The sequence below is a fragment of the Streptomyces sp. CA-294286 genome (genome assembly GCF_050947155.1).
In the GTDB taxonomy this organism is placed as follows: domain Bacteria; phylum Actinomycetota; class Actinomycetes; order Streptomycetales; family Streptomycetaceae; genus Streptomyces.
Window position 1 is genome coordinate 1,121,028 of sequence record NZ_CP192004.1, and the last position, 18,109, is coordinate 1,139,136.

Genomic DNA, 18,109 nt, shown 5'->3' on the forward strand with positions numbered 1-18,109 from the left:
GTAGTCACATGACTACTGTGCGCAGTTGTGACTGCACTTCAAGACCTCAAGTACGGCCAGTGGTTCCGCGGCGCCGACGTCGACAGCGACGGGTTCATCACCCACCAGGACGTCCGGATGATGAGCGAGCGCTACATCGCTGCTCGTGGCGCCGCGCCGGACTCCACAACAGCCCGCACGCTCACCGAGGGGATGGACGGGTTCTGGGCGAAGGTCATCGCCCCCATGGACCAGAACGGTGACGGGAAGGTCGATCTGCGGGAGATGACCGAAGGGTTCCGGCAGGTCCTCACCGACCCGGCCCTGTATCCGGAACAGATCGCACCGGTGACCAACTGCTTCTTCGACCTGGCCGATCTCAACGGAGACGGCAGGATCGACCAGGCGGAGTTCCAGCAGATGTACCACTCGGTCGCCGGCGTTCCCGGCGAAGACTGCGCCGCGGTCTTCGCGGCCTTGGACCAGGACGGCTCCGGTGCGCTGGACCGCGCCGAATTTCACCAGGCGGTCGCGGAGTTCTTCTACGGCAACGACCCGGACGCCCCTGCCAACCACCTGTTCGGCAGGCTCGTCGGCTGACTGCCCTCTACTCGGTCCAGGCCGGGTACGCCGAGGCCCACACCACTGCCGGTGTGGGCCTCGGCGTACCAGGAGAAGAGCTCAGGTCGGGCAGCACCTCACGACGCGTCTTCCACGACCGGCTCGATGTCTTCGCACAGCTCCGCCGTGCCCGGCCGCACCGCGTCGACGGCCTCGGGCGAGCGGCGTCCCGGTGGCTGCGTGGGCGCACGTTGCGGCGCTGACGAGTGTCAGGTTGACCCCCTCGCATTCGAAGCGTTCGTCGTTGCCCTGCTCGCCCGGCACAGCGAAACCGGGCACGCTGCCATGGCCGGCCCGTCCGAAGGTTTCGTTGCCGCGGTGCTGGCCTTGGCTGGAACAGCAAACATCGAGGTGAGCCGGCAGAAGTCCGAGCGCGCCGAGAGCCACTACCTCAAGACGGCTCGGGCCCCATGCAAAGGAGTCGACAGGCGCACTGGAGCAGAAGTCACGGGAGCTCCTCCGACACACGGCGTACTGAGCCGCGTCTGCCAGCACCTCCGGCGACTCGGGAACGGGGCTCTACGGGTGGAGCAGGACACGCTTGCGCAAGAGACCGAAGCCGGCTCGGCCGAACCACTGGCGCTTGAGCATCTTGATCCGGTTGACATGTCGTGCAACACCACCGGAACTCCAGGCAGGGGTAAGGCCGGCGATAACGGCGGTGCGGTCTCGGTCGATGTCTGCGGCGAGACTGCAGAGACTGAGCAGGTCGTCTTGGCGCCGGGGTCGAGCCACTGCGGGAGCCGTTTGACCAAGCGGCAGCTCTACGGCCGACCGGATTCGAACTACTCCACAAAATGATCCTCCTCCGGTACCACCCCGACGTGCCCCAAGAGCTGCGCGAGAACCAGATGGAGAGAACTCCTGCTGTGGCCGGTATACAGCCAGCGCATGGGGGTGCCCAGCCGTGGCAGGATGGCCTCATGCTGATCCGAAAGGGCGATGCTGCGTAGGCGTCCCAAGGCCGTCCGTGTACAGCGGTGGCGGCCACGAAGGCAGTATCCGGTTCTGCGGGTCCCCGGTGTCTCCGCGCGGACTCGTGCAGCGATTCGCCGGGTCGAAGACCAGGAGATGTGGCCCAACGCGGTCGCCAAAGCACTCTCGTGTTTCGAGTGGGCTTTTGAACAGCCCGGACGCTACCTGGACGCCTCCGCGTTTGCTTCACCCGGGGTGGGAGATGCCCGCGATGACCTGGAGTGGGCGATGCTGTGTCTTCCGCCCGGAGCCGGACGGGACTTGGGCCGATTGCTCACGCTTACCGATGAGGAATTCGAGCGCCGCACCTTGCCGGAGCCCGACTGCAACGAGTGGGCAACGACGCGCTGGTGGTGGACCAGATCGCGTGAACACTGACGGTCCCTGCGGTCGCCGCCTCCCTGGAACCGAACACCCTGGGCGCCCTCCGCGACCGCTCCCAAGATCTGTGCCAGAAACCGGCGTTTACGTGAGCAGAACCATCATGGGCCCGCTCTTGAGCTGCCCCGAGTTTCGTAGAGTCCGATCTTGATTGGTTCAGGCGGACTGCGGGATTTGCTCGTGGCACCGCCAGAAGGCTCCTTCGTATTCGGCCGGCGGAACGTAGTCGAGCGCGGAGTGAAGACGCTCCTCGTTGTACCAGGTGATCCACTGGAAGATCGCCCGCTCGACCTGGTCGACGTCCTTCCAGGGGCCCTGCATCTCGATCAGCTCGGCCTTGAAGGTGCCGTTCAGGGCCTCGGCCATCGCGTTGTCGTAGCTGTCCGCGACGGAGCCGACCGACGCGGAGGCACCGATGTCAGAGAGCCGGCCGGTATACCGAATTGATACGTATTGCGACCCGCGGTCGCTGTGATGTATCAGCCCGGAGTCCTTCTTGATCCGACGCCGCCACAGCCCCATCTCCTGGGCGTCCAGCGGGAGTTCTGTCCGTATGTGGTTCGCGACCTGCCAGCCGACAATCATCCGCGAGTACACGTCCAGGACGAACGCCACATACACCCACCCCGACCAGGTGCGGACATAGGTCATGTCCGCGACCCAGAGCTGGACGGGCCGCGAGGCGCTGAAGTCGCGGTCGACCAGGTCCGGCGGACGCGGCGCCGACGGCTCCGAAACCGTGGTCCGGCGCCGCCGGCCACGGATGACGCCTTCCAGGCCGAGCTCGGCCATCAGCCGCTCGACGGTGCAGCGGGCCACCTCGACACCCTTGCGCCCGAGGGCCCGCGCGATCCGGCGAGCGCCGTAGGTACCGCCCGACTCGGCGTGGACCTCTTCGATCAGCGGCATGAGCTGTTCGTCGCGGAGCCGGCGGGCGGACTTCGGCCGCTTCTTGCGGGCGAAGTACGTCGACGGCGACAGCTCCAGCACCCGGCAGACGGGATCGACCCCGAGACCTCTGTGACGCAGGTGGTCGATCACCTGCTCGGCCTCGTCCGGGGACGGTCGATCTCCTGGGCAAAAAACACCGATGCGGCTTTCAGGATCTCGTTCGCCCGCCTCAACTCCGCATTTTCCCTGCGAAGTTGCTTCAGCTCGTCGAGCTCGGCGGTGGTGAGCCGGTCGTCCCGCTCGCCGCGGTCGGCCTCGGCCTGGCGGACCCAGCCGCGCAGGGCCTCCTTGTGGATGCCGAGGTCCTTCGCGACGTGGGCGATCGGGCGGCCGGTGGTGCGGACCTCACGGATCGCGCGCTCGCGCAGTTCATCCGGGTACTTACGTGGTGCTGCCATGGTGCTGGTGGTTCTCCTTCGCCAGGACCGTAACCCTGGCATCAGGGACTCCACAAATCTCAGTACAGCTCACTTTGTCCCGCCTCCTCGCGTGTGGGAACGGTTCGACGCAACGGCCGAGCACAACGGCTGATGGCCTGCCTCAGCAGCACGTCGCTGGCTCCTGCCCACTCCGCCCGACAGGTATCGGCCCCCAACGTTCGGCGAGAAGGCTCAGCATGCACTGCGACAGGTCAGTGGGCGCCGACGTGCGGGAGTGAGAGAGGCTGTCCTGTGCCGGTCGATCTTGCTCTTTTTCAGTGGATCTTGCTCAGACCCGCTCTGTTGCCACTACGGTTTCCTCGGTACGTGGTTGCTGAGACCGAGGATGTGGGCTCGTGGCGGGAGACGGTGTCATACCGCTGGTACATCTGGACTCGATCGACGAGGTCCGGGCTGTGCACAAGATGCTGTTCGACCGAAAGTTCGACGGCCAGGAGGATGTGTACTTCGGGAGCCCGTTCGTCGCTTCGGTCCAGCACCAGCTGGTGGACGCGTTGGCTGCGGCGGACGGCACGATCAACGTCGAGGTCGACACCGAACGCGCCAAGCTCGACCTGGCCGGCTACCGTCCGCTGCGGCCTCGCCGCCGGGACCAGATCTGAGACACTCACCGATGGCCTCCGACCGAAGGGAGCACTGTCCTCGCGCGACCGGGCGAAGTTCAGCGTTCGTACCCTGCGTAGCCGCCCCCTGCTGACTTAGCAGAGCCCGCTCGGTGTGCAGGCGCCGGTTGCTAGGGTCGTGATCATGGACCTCACAGCCCCAACGCCCCTTGCTGAATGGACTGCCTGCAACGCCGCGTCGATTGGCGGTGCCGATGCCGCAGTTGACGATCTGGCACCGTTGGATCGTCTCATCGGCGGTGCACGCGTCGTCGCTTTGGGCGAAAGCTCCCATCAGATACGGGAGTACGGGCTGTTACGGGACCGAGTACTGCGTTTCTTGATCCAAGAGCGCGGGTTCACCGTCTACGCCGTGGAGCTCGGGACCGCCTCCGGCCGGACTGTCGATGTGTGGATGCGGGGCGGCGACGGAGATCTCGATGCCCTTCTCACTCCCCCTACCGGCGGCTACCCGAGCCAGTCGGCCGAAGGCCGCGACACCCTGCGGTGGCTGCGCGCCCATAACGCCGGAACGGCGCGCCCAGTCCACTTCGCCGGACTCGACATACCCGCGGCCGGCGGCTCCCTGGCTCCGGCTCTTGAACCGGTAGCCCGGCATTTGGCCGACATCGACCCCCACGCAGCTCGCTACGCCCGGACTGCCCTTGAATTGTCAGAGCCACTTGCAGGAGGCTCGGGCTTTGCTTCGGCCCAGGCCCGCCTTGGCCTGGACGCTGCGATCCAGGACCAACTTTCGGCCCCGCTCAGTCAACTGCTCAACCGCGTCACGGCGATGCGCGAGGTATTCATCCACTCCGCAGGACCCACCCTGTACGAGGACGTAGTCTCGGACGTCTGGGCGGCCTGGCGCCCAGACCAGATGCAGCGTGCAATGGCTGAGCTGTTCAACGGGAGGCCGGATGCAGCTGACCTCTCCGCCCGCGATCGCTACCTCGCCGACAGCTTGCTGACGCTACTCGACCGATCCGCCCCCGACACCCGCATCGTGCTCGCCGCGCACAACGCCCACATCCAGCGCACGGCCAATCCCGAGGGCACCCCCTTGCCTCGCGTCCCTATGGGGCACGCCCTCGCCCAGCAGCTCGGAAACGACTACGTTTCAGTGGCGATGACCAGCAGTGGCGGGAGGACCGTGACGAACGTGCCCGATCCGGCTCACCCCGCCGGGATGCGTCAGTGCGCGACTGACGCCCCGGCTGCGCCACCCAACAGTGTGGAGGCACTGTTCGAAGGCGCCCCAACAGCACCCACCATGATCGACACCCGGGCCCTACGCGCGCATGCACGACAGCATGGCCTGTCAGAGCCGACTCAGATCCGCATGGACGACGGCTTCCTGCCTGTGCCGGCCCTGGATGCCTACGACGCAGTCGTCTGCGTTCCACGTACCACGCTCAGCGCAGACCTCACGGGGTAGACAGCCCTTGTCTGCGAGGAGTTTGTGGGGCCTGAGTCCGCGGGTGGAGGCCCGGAGCGAGAAGCGTAGAGGCGCTCCCCGATAGGGCGGAAGCAGATTGGCGTACCCCCTTCACCGGGGTGGGGCAACCGCATTTGGGCGGCGGACGAGACGCTGAGACGAAGTGGTGATCGGTGCGAGCATGCTGCGTTCAGCCGTGCGCGGGCTCGACCGGGGGAGCCATAGTTCGGCGTCAGTCTCGGTCTTGTCCGGCGATAGGCGGGTGCGCAGGACCTCAGGGCCGGTGCGGGTGCGATACGAGTTCGACGGAAGCCACTTGGTGTACACGTCCCGCCACAGCTCCTGAATGGCCCGTGGTGTCGGCCCAGAGGCAATGAAGACCACCCAGGTGTGCATGGCACGGAACGTCCGTGCGAACGCCTCGCCGGAGCTGTAGCCGTAGCGCACCGCGATATCCAGCAGCGTGTCGTGCCTCGCGGGCACTTCCGCGCCCGCGAGGGTGAGCCGGCGGCGTCGGACGTACTCCGGCAGCGGCATGCCAGCGAGCGCGGAGAACATCCGGCGCAAGTGGTGCTCGGAAGTGGGCGCGAAGCGTGCCAGTTCGGCTACGTCGAAAGTCCGCTCCAGCTGACGCTCGATGTGCGCCATGGCCTGATTCAGTCGCTCCAACACCCCTGTCTCTCTTGTCCTTTCCCTTCCTCACCACTGCCTTGCCGGCGATGGTCGTGAAGCACGCCTGTCCGGCGCTGTGGTTGCTTTTGCCCCCTCTCGGTCAGGGGGTGTCCTGTCCCAGGCCCCGGCGGATCGCGATCTCCACGGGTGAGTACGCGGCGTCGGCCCGTTCCAGTTCGTATGCTGCGGCCGGCATCAGCGGCGGCTGGGCCATGAAGCGAGGCCTCACCCCATGATGCGGTTGCGCCGCGTGTACCAGGAACGGATGGCACAGGAAGACATCGCCCGGGGACCCGGTGGCAAGGGCGAGCGGCCGGTGGTCGGACGCCGCCACCAGATCGGGGGCGAGGGCCGGCCCGCTCGCCCCGTCATCCCCGTACTTCTCCAGCACCTTCGGCACGTCGAGGTGCGAGCCGACCCGGATCCGAGTCGGGGCGTCCTCCTCCCCGACCTCGCTGAACAGGAACAGCATCAGCAGCGCCCGGCCCCGGGAGCGCAGATTGGTGAAGTACCAGCTCTCTCCCTCCGGCAGATAGCTTCCCTCGATGTGCCAGCCCGCGTCGGCCGGTTCCTCCTCGTGCGGGAAGCGCAGCGGAAACGTGCCCAGTGAGTAGCGAGGCTCCCAGCGCCCCACACCGACGAGCAGGTCGTAGGCGCGGTGCAGCGACGGGGAGTTGGGCGCGGCGGCGAACGGCCCTTGCATCATGCCGGGCACCCGGTGCACGGGTTGCGTCCACGTCGACGGGTCGTCTGGATCGCAGCCCGTCTCCCGCCACAGCAGCCGCGCGCAGTCCGCGGCCACGCGCGGTGCGACAGCGCCTTCCAGCTTCACGAAGCCGTCGCGGAGGAAACGGGATACCAGGGTCGTGTCATCCATGGCCCCATCCTGTGGCGACACCGGCCCGGTCACCCGATATTCTCTGCACCGCCTTGGTCGGGTGATCAGCAGAGGGCGGTCAGGCAGCGCTCGCCGCAAGTCCAACCGCGATCGGTCCCGTCGCCAACGGCTGCGCCTGTCTCTCCCCCGAGGCCCGTGCCTCTGGCGGGTCTTCATTCGGACCTCGCGCAACGGGATCGGCAACAGCGGAGCTCGCCTACTCCTTTGCGGCGGAACTGCTCGCCAACGCGGCCGAGCACAGCCGGGCACCCGAGGCGGCGGTGGCCGCTGTGGCGGTCTTCATGGCCTCGGCCTCGGCCAGGGACGGGGCGCGGGTGCCAGGACCTCGTGCCCGATCACCGCGGCGGGAGTCGACCAGTGCGCGGCGTGCAGAGCGTGGTCCTCCAAGGTGTAGCGGCGCTCGGTGTAAGGCAGGCGAGTCAGGTCGCGGCCGCCCAGATGCAGCGCGTCGAAGAGGAGCAGATGCGCGGGGTCTTGTGCGGCGAGGCGGGCGGCCTTCGCCGGACTGCCGGACAGCCCCACCGCGATTGCAGGCGCACGAAATCCGCTCGCCCCTGCCCGTCGAGGGCGATGATCTGCCGTCCAGCACCGTCGGCACCCCGCCCAAGGCATCGCCCAACGAGTGAAGCTCGGGATAGGCCTCCGTCACCGCGGCCCCGACCGGGAGCGCAGCACGAGCGTGCCGTCGCCCGGCAGGTACACGAGCGCGCTGCCCGTCGTACTTGGTCTCCGCGCTCCACCGGTGCTCCGACTGCGGGGCAGGAAAGGCGCCGGGGGTGGCGAGTATCGGAGCGAACCGCGGCAGGGCACCATGCGCTCAGCCCTGGCCCGGGAGGCGAGGGTTCACCAGGTGTTTCGAGCCCGTGAGCTGCACGAGTTCCTCGGCATGCCCACCGACGAAGCATCCGTCAACATCACCCGCACCCGCCTCGGACGCCTCACTCGCCAAGGCTTCCTCATTCAGCCCGGACGAGACCGCTACCAGAAACGGACTCAACGTCCACTCAGTACAGCTCACTTGACGGTGTGCCGAGTCGTCCAGAAAGCGAGAGCCCCTCGGGGTGTCGGCGCATACCTCGACGCAGGAGTCGAACTTGCTCACGCAGATACGACAATCCGTGTTCCGCGCATCGCTGCCCCTGCGGGCGCGCGGACGGGCCCGTGCTTTGGGAGTTTAATTCCCTTATGCTCCGAGTTTATTTTTCCGGCTCATGAGTGTTATGTTTCGTCCTGTTGGTGAAGGCGCCATGACTACGCGCCTGACCGGTATACATGGGGGAATGGAAATGAATAAGATTCTGCGCGGGATTGCCGTGGGTGTTACCGCTGCTGCATGTGTCGTGGGTACGGCAACTTCGGCGTCGGCAGGCACGACCTGGGAAAGCACTTCGGGTTCCTATAAGGGCTGCAAGAACATCGTCACCATGTGGGTGAGCGGATCGAAGGTCAAGGCGTACGGTACCCAGGTCTGCTCGAAGAAGGCCCTGATCATGCGCCCCACGGTCGCTCTTTCCGGTAATAACGGGAAGACGTTTGCTTCGGATGGCAAGGCGTGTGCCAAAGCTACGAAGTGTGTCACACCGACTATTTCACTGCCTATGACCAAGGGTTGGACCTATCGCGCCTCGAACTCTGGTTCTGCGACGACCGGCGCCCCGGGCGAGGCAGACGGGGCCTGGCCCAAGCACACCATTGCACATGTCGCTGCAAAGGCCCCTTTCTAAGGGGAATCGACAGCAGGCCGCCGAAAGTCGCAAAAATGGTGAAAGCTCATTTTTCTGCAGGTGGCCCGCTTTCGGTTTTCGACGGTCAGCGCCGTGAGAGTCGCGAAGAACAGCGACGCCGTCGTTGCGCGTAGCTGAAAGGCCGTCGGCAACGATCGTCTCTGCTTCCTGGGCCGTGCCATCCCTTCGTCCACCGGGACGGCACGGCCTGATGTGCACGTGAGGGGTTCTGCCTACGTGGTGTCTCATTGAGGCGGGCGGATCCTTGCCCGCGCGGGAGTCTCCACGGCATGAACGCGTCGATTTTCTTGACTGCTCCTGCTCGCAGGCGACGAGCGCGGCCGCGCCACCGTCACCCGGACGAATACCGTCCACCACCTCCGACTGACGGACGAGGGAGCGGTCACGTCTGAACTGCTGCGCTCCGAACTCGGGTTGGCGGAAGCCTGTACTGTCACCGCGGTGCACACCACCGACGAGGCGGCTGTGATCCGCTGTTTCGGCGGTGATCCCGAGGAGGCCCGCGCCGGGACATGGCTCGGTTTCTGCGAGGCGGACCAGGGGTGCATCGCCGTTGGGTGTGGATCCTCTGGAGTGACGGTCGGGATCAAGCGGTGAGGCGGTAGTTCTGCTGGTCAGGGCTGGGGTAGAGGCGTTGATGTTCGCGGGCCGCGTGGAAGTTCCAGTAGTCCTGTAAGTCGCCGTTCGTGATCAGCGCACGAAGATGGAGGACAGCTTCGGCCCCGTCGAGTCCCCATCGTGCGCCGGTGATGTCGAGTCGGTCGGCGATCAGGTGGCGGCAAGTTCCTTCGACTGCGCCGGTGGCGATGAGCCAGCCGTTCTTCAGGGCGGTGTCGTAGCGGAGCTGGTCGAGGTGGCCGGTCAAGTAGCGGTGGCAGGCGGCGACCTGCTCACGGCGGGCGGCGGGGAGGTCTTCGGCTGCTGCCTGTGCGGACATCTCCGCGGTCGGCGTGTCCGGCGAGGATCGTGGTGAGGTGGGTGGCGGCCCAGGTCTCGGCCGCGCGGCTGCCTGGCGGGTGGAAGGCGCGGGCTGCCGTCCATGTGTACTCCAGGACGTGCACGAAGTCGAGCAGGACGTGACCAGCGTGGCCGCGGCGGGCGGCCTCGGCATGGATGAGGTCGAGTTGGTGGCGGGGCGCCGTCGACGGGCACGATCCACTCGCGCTGTTTACCTGGGTCGCGCATCGCAGCCTGGTCGAAGGCGTCAGCGATGACCTGTTCAGGCGTGCGGACCAGCGAGGCGGTCACCCATTTCCGCTCCGCTTTCAGGCCCGGCCGGGGCGGTCGGGTATCGGTGCGGCCGCCGGGCCGGTGGATGTTGTCGTGCGGTCGGCGGGGTGCGGGGTGCGGGCAGAGTGTCAAAGACGCAGGCCACGGTGGCCATCCGTTTCCGGCTGGGCTCCTCGCCCGGCGCGAGGCGACCTCGCCTGCCGGCCGCGGCGGTCTTGGCGGCGGCTTTGCGAGTGGCCTCGCGCAGGGCCTCGGGCCTCATCACCACCCCCTTTCTGTCGACCTGGATGAACAGCGGCCTGTCACGGGTGCACGGGGTGGGGATCTTCGCCGCGTAGAAGGCGGTGATGTCGACGGCCGAGGCGACCACCAGTTCCTTGAGGCGGCGCTTACCCAGAACCTTCCCGCACCGCCGCTCGACCGCTGTGGCGGCCTGGTCGAACGAGCCGCGCACCGCTTCCAGGACTGCGAGCCGGGCCAGGCCCGCGCGCGTGCCGGCCGGCGGGCAGTGACAGCTGCGCATCCGCCGGGTGCACGTTGGCCAGGCTCCGGCCTCGATGGGCGATCCGGGTCACCCGCACCTGCCCGGACACACAGGTCAGCAGCCGATTGTGTCCCCGTTCCCGCCAGGTCCGCAGCAGTCCTTCCGGACCCATCACCCGCAGGTGTTCTCCGTCCGCGCGCAGGGTGTCCTCTTCCTTCCTGGCGCGCTGATCGAGGTGGTCCTGCATGAGCTGCCGCAGCAGTTCGCGTCCCAGCTGTTCGAGCTGGGCTTCCAGTTCGTCGTGATGCAGGTTCGCCGCCTGGCCGTCGGCCAGCGTCGAGATGAGCGTTCGAAAGCATCATGGGAGGTGAGGTACGGATCAGGTTCACCCAAGGCGTCTTACGGTTCCATAGGGCTCTTCTTCGGGAGTGATTCGTTTGGTTGGCACCTTCGAATCTACGAGGAAGAGCCCCTTGATCACCGGGAGTTGTCCCGGTCTCGGCCCGGACCCTGCCGGGCGAGGGTGAACTGCCCCGGCGCATCAGCGACGATCTCCACGACGTCCCGGTAGATATCCGGCAGCACCGCCACGACCAGGCCCTCACGCCACGGCGGCACCATCATCACCCCGACTTGGCGAGACGGCTCCACACCCTTTCCCTGCGCGGAAGCCTCGGCATCCGCCTCCACCACGTCGTCCGGCTCCCCGCCCGCCATGTCGCTCAGTACCGCCTCGACGGTCTCCCGCATGATCACAAGGCGAGACAGCGCCTCGCGGGCTCTATCCAAGCGCTCGGCCAACTCAGCTGCCTCGGCCTGGAGTTCCTCCACCTGCCACCGAGCCGTGTGCTCCCGTGCCTGAAGTCCTTCCGGCAACGACCCCATAGCCTCCTCCTCCACCAGCCACGGTAGAAGCAGCCGGCTCCCGGCACCCCGCAATCAGCTTCTTCCCTCCAGTCGGAGCCGGATCGCCGCCCCTGTTCCGGCCGCCTGCGGCTAGCCTGATTCACACATACGAGCTATGGGGCGGGGGCATTGTGTCTGCCGAGGTGACAGGTTGGCTGAGGGAGAACGCCCTGCCCCTCAACACTCTCGCTGCGGGCTCGCGCCGTGAGGACCTTCAGCCGCTGGTGGAAACGCTGAGCGACGTGCGCGTTGTGGGCATGGGAGAGTCCACGCACGGTACGCATGAGTTCTTCCAGCTCAAGCACCGCCTGCTGGAGTTCCTCGTCACGGACATGGGCTTTTCCGTACTGGCCATGGAGGCGAGCGCATCAGCGGGGCAGGCCGTCGACGCTTACGTACGGCACGGTACCGGAGACGCAGGAACGGTGCTCTGTGGGCTGGGGTTCTGGACCTGGCGGACCGACAAGGTACTGGCGGTCATCGAGTGGATGCGCGCGTACAACCGCGAGCGGCCCGAGAACCAGCAGGTGCGCTTCGTAGGAATCGATCCGCAACGGTGCGGCACCTCGATCAGCGAACTCGAAGCCTTCTTGCGGGTGCGTGTGCCGGAGCGGGCGGCCGGACTTCACGCCGCATTCGGCGTACTCGGCAACGCCTATCCCGGGCAGTATCCCGACCTGCGGCGGCGTCTGGTGCACGCTGCCGAGGAACTGGTCGACTTTCTCCGTGACTTCGCCCCTGACGCACCGGAGATGATCGGGCATGCGCGGATCCTGACCCAGGCCGCCGATCTGGTGTCACGTCATCGCTTGCATGAGGATCCGCAGCAGACCGCCTGTGCCGTGCGCGACCGGTACATGGCCGACAACGTGAGCGAGTTGCTCGATGTGCCGTCCGCGAAGGTCGCGGTATGGGCCCACAACGGCCACATCGCCAAGAGCCGGTACGGCAATGGCCCGTCACCCCTGGGACAGCACCTGCGCGAGCAGTACGGAGACGCCTATTACGCATTGGGACTGCTCTTCGGCAGAGGCGCCTTCCGGGCCGGCCGGATGTGGCCCGGTACCCGTTCCCGTCGACCGATGAACAACCGTATCGGCATGGCCGGCATCACCACGGTGGAGGCGCAGCTTGCCACCGCTACCGTGGGCAACCATCTCATCGACCTCCGCTCCGGAGGCGAAGCCTCGGCCACCGTGCGGGAGTGGCTCCGCAGCACCCAGTCCCTGCGCAGGTTCGGTGCCCAAGTGCCGCGCTGGGCTTACCGCCTGCACCGGAGGCCGACCGTGCTCGCGCATGAATACGACGGGCTGGCCTACATCGCCACCACAACATGCTCACGGCCACTTCCGCCTGTTGAGGCATCTTCGTGAAGCATGCTCCGACTCCACACACCACGATCTTCACTTCAGAGGATCCACACCCAACGACCAACGCCCGGCCCTCGCCCAGACACCCAGCGAGGCACGAAGGACTCGCATGCCGTTCACGCGCGATCACATACCGATAGAAAGGGTGGCAGTTCATGGGTTCGAAGGCGTCGCTGCTCGCGTTCGCGCGACAGACACCTCGTGCGGCCCTGCGTCCGGGGCTGGTGGCTGACGAGGCGGAGGCCCGGCTCCTGGTCGCCACGGTGCTGGCGGTGGAGGGCTTGGGACCGGCCGGTCCGCGGGTACTGGACAGGGTGGTCCGGCCGAAACCCGGGCTGGTCTGCGCCGGGCGGTTCGCTGACGTCGACATCCTCACGTCGCGGGACCTGGGCCGCTCCCGCCCTGGTGAGCTGGCCGAGTACGTCTCCCGCGCCGATCACCCCCGGGCCTATGCGGTCGCCATGGACAGTACGGTCGACTGGCTGGGGTTCGCTCTGTAGGAGCACGGCACGCTCGTGCGGAGCCTGAGCCTTGCCCCTGATGAGGGCGTCATAGAGCAGATCGGCAAGCCGCTGCCGTGGAGCGGGACTTCTGGGCCGGACAGCGCCCCGTCCGGCACGCCCCCGGCTGCCCCCTGCCCTTCCACCCGCTGGATCTGGGCAACGAGGTCCTGCGGGTCTTCTTCGGGTTCGTCCTCGAAGGCCGGGCCGACGACGGCTGCTTCCATCCCGAGGACGTCACGCTGTCAGCCTTCCGCGAAGCAGACCAGCAGGCCCGGCAGGCGGAGCCGCGGGCCGCAGCCCAGCGCACGGTCCGGGCCAGGTAGCTCTCGGGGTGCGGCAACAGTGCAGGTCACTGCTGAGGCTCACGCCCGTACGGGCGTGCCCGCCGCAACTTTCGGCACATCCGCCACCAGGTGTCGGCGTACTCGGGAATGTGGCTCTGGCTGGATTTTCGTAGCCGGAGATCGTCTCGGGCTGAGGATCGGCCGGCCCGCGTACCGGGCAGGATCAGGTAGTGCCTTGTTGAACTCGCTTCTCTGTTACCGCACTTGGCGGACGTCCTGCTGGTCTCGGTCGATGCTTCCGGGCCGGTGGTCGTGGTCCGGGCCCGGACGAGGGCGCGTGCTCCTGCAGGCTGTACAGGATGCGGGACGCTGAGTGAGTGGGTCCACAGCCGTTACGAGCGGCGGCCCGCGGACCATCCCATGGGTGGCCGCGAGGTCCGGATCGATCTGAGCGTACGGCGCCTGTACTGCGAGAATCCGGCCTGCCCGAAGCAAACGTGCGCTGAGCAAGTTCCGGGGCTAACGATCCGCTACCAGCGGCGCACGCCGCTGCTCCAGCAGATGGTCGAGGCGGCCGGCATCCTGCTGGCGGGCCGCGGAGGCGCTCGGATGCTGCGGGTCATCGGTGTTGCGCTCTCGCGGTGCTCTCCCAGCTGATGCGGATGCCGTTGCCTGCGCTGGTCACGCCCCGGGTTCCGGGGGTGGACGACTTCGCACTCTACGGCGACACCTACGGGACCCTCCTGGTCGACGCCACCACCCGCCTCCCGCTCACCCTCTGGGAAGGCCGGGACGCCGAACAGCTCGGCCGATGGCTACGCCAGCATCCCGGCGTCGAGGTCGTCTGCCGCGACGGATCCCTCGCCTACCGGCAGGGCATCACCTTCGGCGCACCCGACGCCTTGCAGGTCGGAGACTGCTTTCACCTCTGGCAGGGACTGTCCCGGCAGGTTCAGAAGATCACCTCCGCCCACCACGACTGCCTGCCCGCCGCACTCCCGGAGCCGGAACCGGCGCTCGCCGGGGCACGCATGGCACCCGCGGCACCGGAGACTCCCGCCGACCGGCACGCACGGCGCCTGTTCGAAGCCGTGCACACCGTTGCCGACACCGGCCGCTCCATCAGCAGCGTGAGCCGCGAACTCGGCCTGGACCGCAAAACGGTACGCAGTTACGCCCGAGCCCGCACCTGGCAGGAGGTCGCGCGACGGCTTCCGCGCCGCACCACCACCCTGGACCCCTACCTCAACTACCTGCAACAACGCTGGGACGAGGGCGAACACAGCGCGAAGACCCTCCACGAGGAACTCCTGGTCAAGGGCTATCCGGGCCACTACCAGCGCGTGAAGATGGCAGTCGCACCACTACGACGCGGGCTGCCCCTGGACGAGCCGCGCGAACGGCCGCCCTCCCCGCGTGAGGCGGCACGCTGGATCATCAGCACCCCGACCATCGCACCCCACACAGCGCAGCGTCTGCAACGGCTCCTCGACCATTGCCCCGAACTACAGCAAACGCACCACCTGGTCCGCCAGTTCGCCGCCATGCTGGCCAGCCGCGACGCCGCCCCGCAGACTCAGTGGCTCGATCGGCTCACCACCAGCGGACTGTCGCCCCTCGGGGGCATGGCGGAAGCGCTCCGCGTAGGCCAGCACGCTGTCATCCAGGGCATCACCCACCCGCTACAACTCGGGCGTCAACGAAGGCCGCATCACCGATGTCAAGCTGCAGAAGCGCCTCATGGCCGGACGCGTCGGCGTCGCCCTCCTCCGCCACCGCGTCGTACTGATCGCCCACCTACGCCGCCGATACGCGGGTCGGCCGATCCTCAGCCCGAGATGATCTCCGGCTACGAAAATCTTGCCAGAGCCACATTCTCGAGTACGCCGACAGATCTCGCAGAAGCTGCGCACATTCCGTTGGTCATCGGCGAGGGGGGCCGCCCACGTGCACGTGGCGCATCAGCTGGCCAGGCACCAGCGTCGGCGTCCTGTCCAATGACGACGTCCGCTGCCCTGTCCACCAGAGCCGAGCGACTCGGTCCGGGGTGACGGTGCGCGCGACCAGGTGACCACTATCGCGACCACAAGATGGTGTTGGGCACCAGGTCGGCGCGCGGCCGGTGGAAGGAAGGGTGCCTGAGAGGTCGGCGCGGGTGCGGGTGGCGTAGCGGATCTGGACGGTGTGGCCTTCGGCGGCGGCGGTGACGTCCTCGCCGAACGGGACAACGGCCATGCCGTTCATCGACCGCGAACGTTCACGCCGCCGCAGCCCGTCTCGGTACGGTGCCGCACCAAGACGCTCAGGTGACGCATGCACCACGCGGCGCACGCAGCGTGCGTGGCCACCGTGCGGAGGCGTCAGGCTTTTCCGTATGCGGACCCGCAATGGCTCTTGCTCCCCTTGACGGCACACACCTGCACGACAATAGGGGTGTTCTCCTTGAGGTTTCCGGTTTTCCAGTCGGACACGTAGACCGCGTTGTGTCCGCGTGTCGTTGCCATGCGATACCCAGACCCCCCCACCTGGGCCACGGCAATGGCCTCGATTCCCCATCCGTCGCTAAGAACGTCTCGCACCTGGAGGGCATCTCCGGGGATATCAGGCGTGACGGACTTGTCGGGGTCAGCGTTCCAGTCGGCGAATCCAGCGCGCACGCGGTTGTTGTAGACCTCGATGCTGTAGTTTTTTCCGCTTCGTTCCACGTTGAATGTGAAATTGGGATCTGCGGACGCGCTTGTCGCGCTTGTTATAAGCATGGTGCCGGCCAGGCCGATCACGGCAGCGGATGAGCCGACCAGGCGCGTAAATTTCTTCACGATGACTATCTCTCTCACGAATGCAACAAAGATGTCGGGGGCAAAGTGGCGACACGCCGAAAGAAGTGGTCAGCCGGAGGTCCGGGCCGCGTGACGGTCGCCCGTAGACATTGTTCGAGGTCACTCGCCGACGATCAACCCACGCAGAATCAACGATCGTTTAGCGGTACTGCACAACTGAGTCGTCGGCATATGCACCTCTGCGGTCGTGGCCGCGGTCCAGCGGTCCCACTCCTGTCGGAGCGCGGCCCGGCGCAACCCCGAAGCCCGGAGTCCGTGCACGGGCGCCGCCCCTTGCCGTGGCGGCTTGCCCTCCGTGCCGGACATGGCGCGTTCGCTCGCGTTCGCCGAACCGCCCCGGGTGTTCCGAGACAGGATCTCCGTCGTACTCGCAGGCACGATGCCGTGCCGCGCAAGCGGGCGTGGGATCGAGCGAGTCCTGCTCGGCGTGCTCGTCGTACGCGGTTCAGGAGGAAACGTCGACCTTGGCCGAGCACTTGGACCAAGAGCCCTTCACGACGCAGACCCGCATCTGGTACTTCCGGTCCTCAGGCAGGTTGCCGGTCACTCGTGCGACATAGGGAGAGTTCTGACCCCGGGTGGTGGCGACCCGGCCGGTGCTCAGGTGAGCCTCTATGCCGTACCCGTCGGCCAATTGGTCCGAGGCTACGAGGGTGTCACCTGTGTAACTTCCCGAAGGGTCCTGCCACCACTCGGACTGCCCGGCTTCTCGCTGTTTGCTCTCATTGAAGACAAGGATCGCGGTGACGCCGGGCACGGAACGGCCGACAGAGAAGGTGAAGAGGTCAGCCGCTGCCGCAGGAGCGGATTCCGTCACAGCAGTGGTGGTGGTGAGTGCAAGGGCTCCGAGGATGACGCCGATCTTTCGCTTCACAGGAATTGCGCTCCTTCTTCATTCATGGATGTCGGGATCATCGTGAGGTCACTCAGCACTCTCAGGACAGGATGATCTCAGCCATTCGGAAGGCATGTTCAAGACAGGCTTCAGGTCCCACGGTTCGCTCGTCCCAGCTTTTCACGCAGGTAGGTCACCCGATTTAGCGAGAACGAGGTACCCGGCGGAGAATCCCAGCCGTGGTGACCGGGTTGCCCGTGACGCATCCACAGGTCATGATCAGCCCGTCTTGCCGACCTGTTGTTCCGACCGCCCTTATGCAAGGCGGTCCGGCCCCTGCGTGGGCCCTGCCAAGTCGGCTCTGTCAACCAGGCCCGTCACAGGTGTCGTTCCTGTGCAGCCACTCCTGTGAGGAGACGTCACATGAAGGTTTCTCGTAAAGCGATATCGGGTGCGGTCGGCACCATGATGCTGGCCGCAACGACGGTGGTGGCGAGCAGCCCACCAGCGGCGGCGGCCGACAGCTTCAGCTTCGAGTACGTGCAGACGGACTGGGGCTACGTCATCAACGTCGTCAACAACAACTGGCGCGACACGGCAGGCCGCGCGGTGTGGACGCAGGACCCGTCGGGCAGCCAGCCCGGCGACGCGCTCTCCGTGAACGACGAACTGCCGGACGGGTATGGCATCGAAGCACACCTGAGCACCGGTCGGATCGCCACCACCCGGGGACACAAATCGCCCTACAGCACGACGGTGACGGGGAACCTGCCCGAGGATCAGCGCTACTCGATGCGGGTGTGCGCGGTCAAGGGGTCCTTCAGCAAGTGCTCCAGCAAGGTCAGCGTCTACTCCTGACCCTGCAGCTCGCTCTCCGGTCCCTGCGCAGACGCGAGTCCCGGTGCGGACGCCGGGCTCCGGGAGACCGCTGGCAGAGCACTGCTCGCGGCGGCTC

General features: G+C 66.8%; 17 protein-coding genes and 3 pseudogenes. 12 read left to right on the forward strand and 8 right to left on the reverse strand.

All coding sequences use genetic code 11. From position 1 onward, the window contains the following. Nucleotides 1-27: 27 nt before the first annotated feature. The 3 genes and pseudogenes from ACQPZG_RS04930 to ACQPZG_RS04940 all read left to right on the forward strand — a co-directional run bounded on the left by ACQPZG_RS04930 (nucleotide 28) and on the right by ACQPZG_RS04940 (nucleotide 1,401). Nucleotides 28-579: an EF-hand domain-containing protein gene (locus ACQPZG_RS04930; RefSeq protein ID WP_433544516.1), complete on the forward strand. Its 552-nt coding sequence runs from the start codon at nucleotides 28-30 to the stop codon at nucleotides 577-579. 126 nt (nucleotides 580-705) lie between these two features. Beyond that, nucleotides 706-924, forward strand: a pseudogene (locus tag ACQPZG_RS04935) (DUF6086 family protein); the annotation flags it as partial. A 201-nt stretch (nucleotides 925-1,125) separates the two neighbouring features. Beyond that, nucleotides 1,126-1,401 (forward strand): hypothetical protein, encoded by a 276-nt coding sequence (locus ACQPZG_RS04940; RefSeq protein ID WP_433544655.1) that lies wholly within the window; start codon nucleotides 1,126-1,128, stop codon nucleotides 1,399-1,401. A gap of 711 nt (nucleotides 1,402-2,112) precedes the next feature. Here ACQPZG_RS04940 and ACQPZG_RS04945 read toward each other — a convergent pair. Then, nucleotides 2,113-3,305 (reverse strand): IS3 family transposase gene (locus ACQPZG_RS04945; protein ID WP_433544517.1). Its coding sequence is split into 2 segments (ribosomal slippage): nucleotides 2,113-3,041 and nucleotides 3,041-3,305, totalling 1,194 coding nucleotides; the frame shifts between segments, so codons are not numbered across the junction. Nucleotides 3,306-3,682: 377 nt separating this feature from the next. Between ACQPZG_RS04945 and ACQPZG_RS04950 the strand changes: the two genes are divergently transcribed. Beyond that, a complete protein-coding gene (locus ACQPZG_RS04950; protein WP_433544518.1) occupies nucleotides 3,683-3,949 on the forward strand; it encodes a hypothetical protein in 267 nt (88 codons plus the stop codon). A 145-nt stretch (nucleotides 3,950-4,094) separates the two neighbouring features. Next, nucleotides 4,095-5,387 carry an erythromycin esterase family protein gene (locus ACQPZG_RS04955; RefSeq protein WP_433544519.1) on the forward strand — a complete coding sequence of 431 codons (1,293 nt, stop codon included), beginning with the start codon at nucleotides 4,095-4,097 and terminating at the stop codon, nucleotides 5,385-5,387. Nucleotides 5,388-5,600: 213 nt separating this feature from the next. On the opposite strand, the pseudogene ACQPZG_RS04960 reads toward ACQPZG_RS04955, so the two are convergent. From ACQPZG_RS04960 to ACQPZG_RS04970, 3 genes and pseudogenes are all read right to left on the reverse strand, one after another. Next, a pseudogene (locus tag ACQPZG_RS04960) lies at nucleotides 5,601-6,059 on the reverse strand (AraC family transcriptional regulator); the annotation flags it as partial. Between the two features lie 100 nt (nucleotides 6,060-6,159). After that, on the reverse strand, nucleotides 6,160-6,936 hold the full coding sequence (locus ACQPZG_RS04965; protein ID WP_433544520.1) for a phytanoyl-CoA dioxygenase family protein: 777 nt from the start codon (nucleotides 6,934-6,936) through the stop codon (nucleotides 6,160-6,162). A gap of 300 nt (nucleotides 6,937-7,236) precedes the next feature. Next, complete coding sequence (locus ACQPZG_RS04970) at nucleotides 7,237-7,479, reverse strand: hypothetical protein (protein WP_433544521.1); 243 nt, start codon at nucleotides 7,477-7,479, stop codon at nucleotides 7,237-7,239. Between the two features lie 689 nt (nucleotides 7,480-8,168). On the opposite strand from ACQPZG_RS04970, the gene ACQPZG_RS04975 reads away from it, so the two are divergent. Further along, the gene (locus ACQPZG_RS04975) at nucleotides 8,169-8,681 is read left to right on the forward strand and encodes a hypothetical protein (protein WP_433544522.1); all 513 of its coding nucleotides are present in this window, start codon (nucleotides 8,169-8,171) and stop codon (nucleotides 8,679-8,681) included. A gap of 607 nt (nucleotides 8,682-9,288) precedes the next feature. On the opposite strand, the pseudogene ACQPZG_RS04980 reads toward ACQPZG_RS04975, so the two are convergent. Both ACQPZG_RS04980 and ACQPZG_RS04985 read right to left on the reverse strand, forming a co-directional pair. After that, nucleotides 9,289-10,809: pseudogene (locus ACQPZG_RS04980) on the reverse strand (ISKra4 family transposase). 84 nt (nucleotides 10,810-10,893) lie between these two features. Beyond that, nucleotides 10,894-11,301 carry a hypothetical protein gene (locus tag ACQPZG_RS04985; protein WP_433544523.1) on the reverse strand — a complete coding sequence of 136 codons (408 nt, stop codon included), beginning with the start codon at nucleotides 11,299-11,301 and terminating at the stop codon, nucleotides 10,894-10,896. A gap of 152 nt (nucleotides 11,302-11,453) precedes the next feature. Between ACQPZG_RS04985 and ACQPZG_RS04990 the strand changes: the two genes are divergently transcribed. The 5 genes from ACQPZG_RS04990 to ACQPZG_RS05010 all read left to right on the forward strand — a co-directional run bounded on the left by ACQPZG_RS04990 (nucleotide 11,454) and on the right by ACQPZG_RS05010 (nucleotide 15,530). Beyond that, entirely contained in the window at nucleotides 11,454-12,695 is a 1,242-nt protein-coding gene (locus ACQPZG_RS04990; RefSeq protein ID WP_433544524.1) for an erythromycin esterase family protein, read from the forward strand. A 152-nt stretch (nucleotides 12,696-12,847) separates the two neighbouring features. After that, complete coding sequence (locus ACQPZG_RS04995; protein ID WP_433544525.1) at nucleotides 12,848-13,192, forward strand: DUF6928 family protein; 345 nt, start codon at nucleotides 12,848-12,850, stop codon at nucleotides 13,190-13,192. 77 nt (nucleotides 13,193-13,269) lie between these two features. Beyond that, complete coding sequence (locus tag ACQPZG_RS05000) at nucleotides 13,270-13,518, forward strand: DUF6928 family protein (RefSeq protein ID WP_433544526.1); 249 nt, start codon at nucleotides 13,270-13,272, stop codon at nucleotides 13,516-13,518. A 273-nt stretch (nucleotides 13,519-13,791) separates the two neighbouring features. Next, the gene (locus ACQPZG_RS05005) at nucleotides 13,792-14,136 is read left to right on the forward strand and encodes a transposase family protein (protein ID WP_433544649.1); all 345 of its coding nucleotides are present in this window, start codon (nucleotides 13,792-13,794) and stop codon (nucleotides 14,134-14,136) included. Beyond that, on the forward strand, nucleotides 14,121-15,530 hold the full coding sequence (locus ACQPZG_RS05010; RefSeq protein WP_433544527.1) for a transposase: 1,410 nt from the start codon (nucleotides 14,121-14,123) through the stop codon (nucleotides 15,528-15,530). Before ACQPZG_RS05005 ends, ACQPZG_RS05010 begins: the two co-directional genes overlap by 16 nt. Before the next feature lie 309 nt (nucleotides 15,531-15,839). Here ACQPZG_RS05010 and ACQPZG_RS05015 read toward each other — a convergent pair whose 3' ends face one another. Beyond that, nucleotides 15,840-16,316: a hypothetical protein gene (locus ACQPZG_RS05015; RefSeq protein ID WP_433544528.1), complete on the reverse strand. Its 477-nt coding sequence runs from the start codon at nucleotides 16,314-16,316 to the stop codon at nucleotides 15,840-15,842. A gap of 448 nt (nucleotides 16,317-16,764) precedes the next feature. Further along, nucleotides 16,765-17,193 carry a hypothetical protein gene (locus ACQPZG_RS05020; protein WP_433544529.1) on the reverse strand — a complete coding sequence of 143 codons (429 nt, stop codon included), beginning with the start codon at nucleotides 17,191-17,193 and terminating at the stop codon, nucleotides 16,765-16,767. 384 nt (nucleotides 17,194-17,577) lie between these two features. Between ACQPZG_RS05020 and ACQPZG_RS05025 the strand changes: the two genes are divergently transcribed. Next, on the forward strand, nucleotides 17,578-18,012 hold the full coding sequence (locus ACQPZG_RS05025; RefSeq protein WP_433544530.1) for a hypothetical protein: 435 nt from the start codon (nucleotides 17,578-17,580) through the stop codon (nucleotides 18,010-18,012). Nucleotides 18,013-18,109: the final 97 nt, after the last annotated feature.

Bases quoted from the DNA above. Each gene is read 5' to 3' on its own strand.
- ACQPZG_RS04955 (WP_433544519.1), top strand. From the start codon at position 4,095: ATGGACCTCACAGCCCCAACGCCCCTTGCTGAATGGACTGCCTGCAAC.
- ACQPZG_RS04965 (WP_433544520.1), bottom strand. From the start codon at position 6,936: ATGGATGACACGACCCTGGTATCCCGTTTCCTCCGCGACGGCTTCGTG.
- ACQPZG_RS04975 (WP_433544522.1), top strand. From the start codon at position 8,169: ATGAGTGTTATGTTTCGTCCTGTTGGTGAAGGCGCCATGACTACGCGC.
- ACQPZG_RS04985 (WP_433544523.1), bottom strand. From the start codon at position 11,301: ATGGGGTCGTTGCCGGAAGGACTTCAGGCACGGGAGCACACGGCTCGG.
- ACQPZG_RS04995 (WP_433544525.1), top strand. From the start codon at position 12,848: ATGGGTTCGAAGGCGTCGCTGCTCGCGTTCGCGCGACAGACACCTCGT.
- ACQPZG_RS05025 (WP_433544530.1), top strand. From the start codon at position 17,578: ATGAAGGTTTCTCGTAAAGCGATATCGGGTGCGGTCGGCACCATGATG.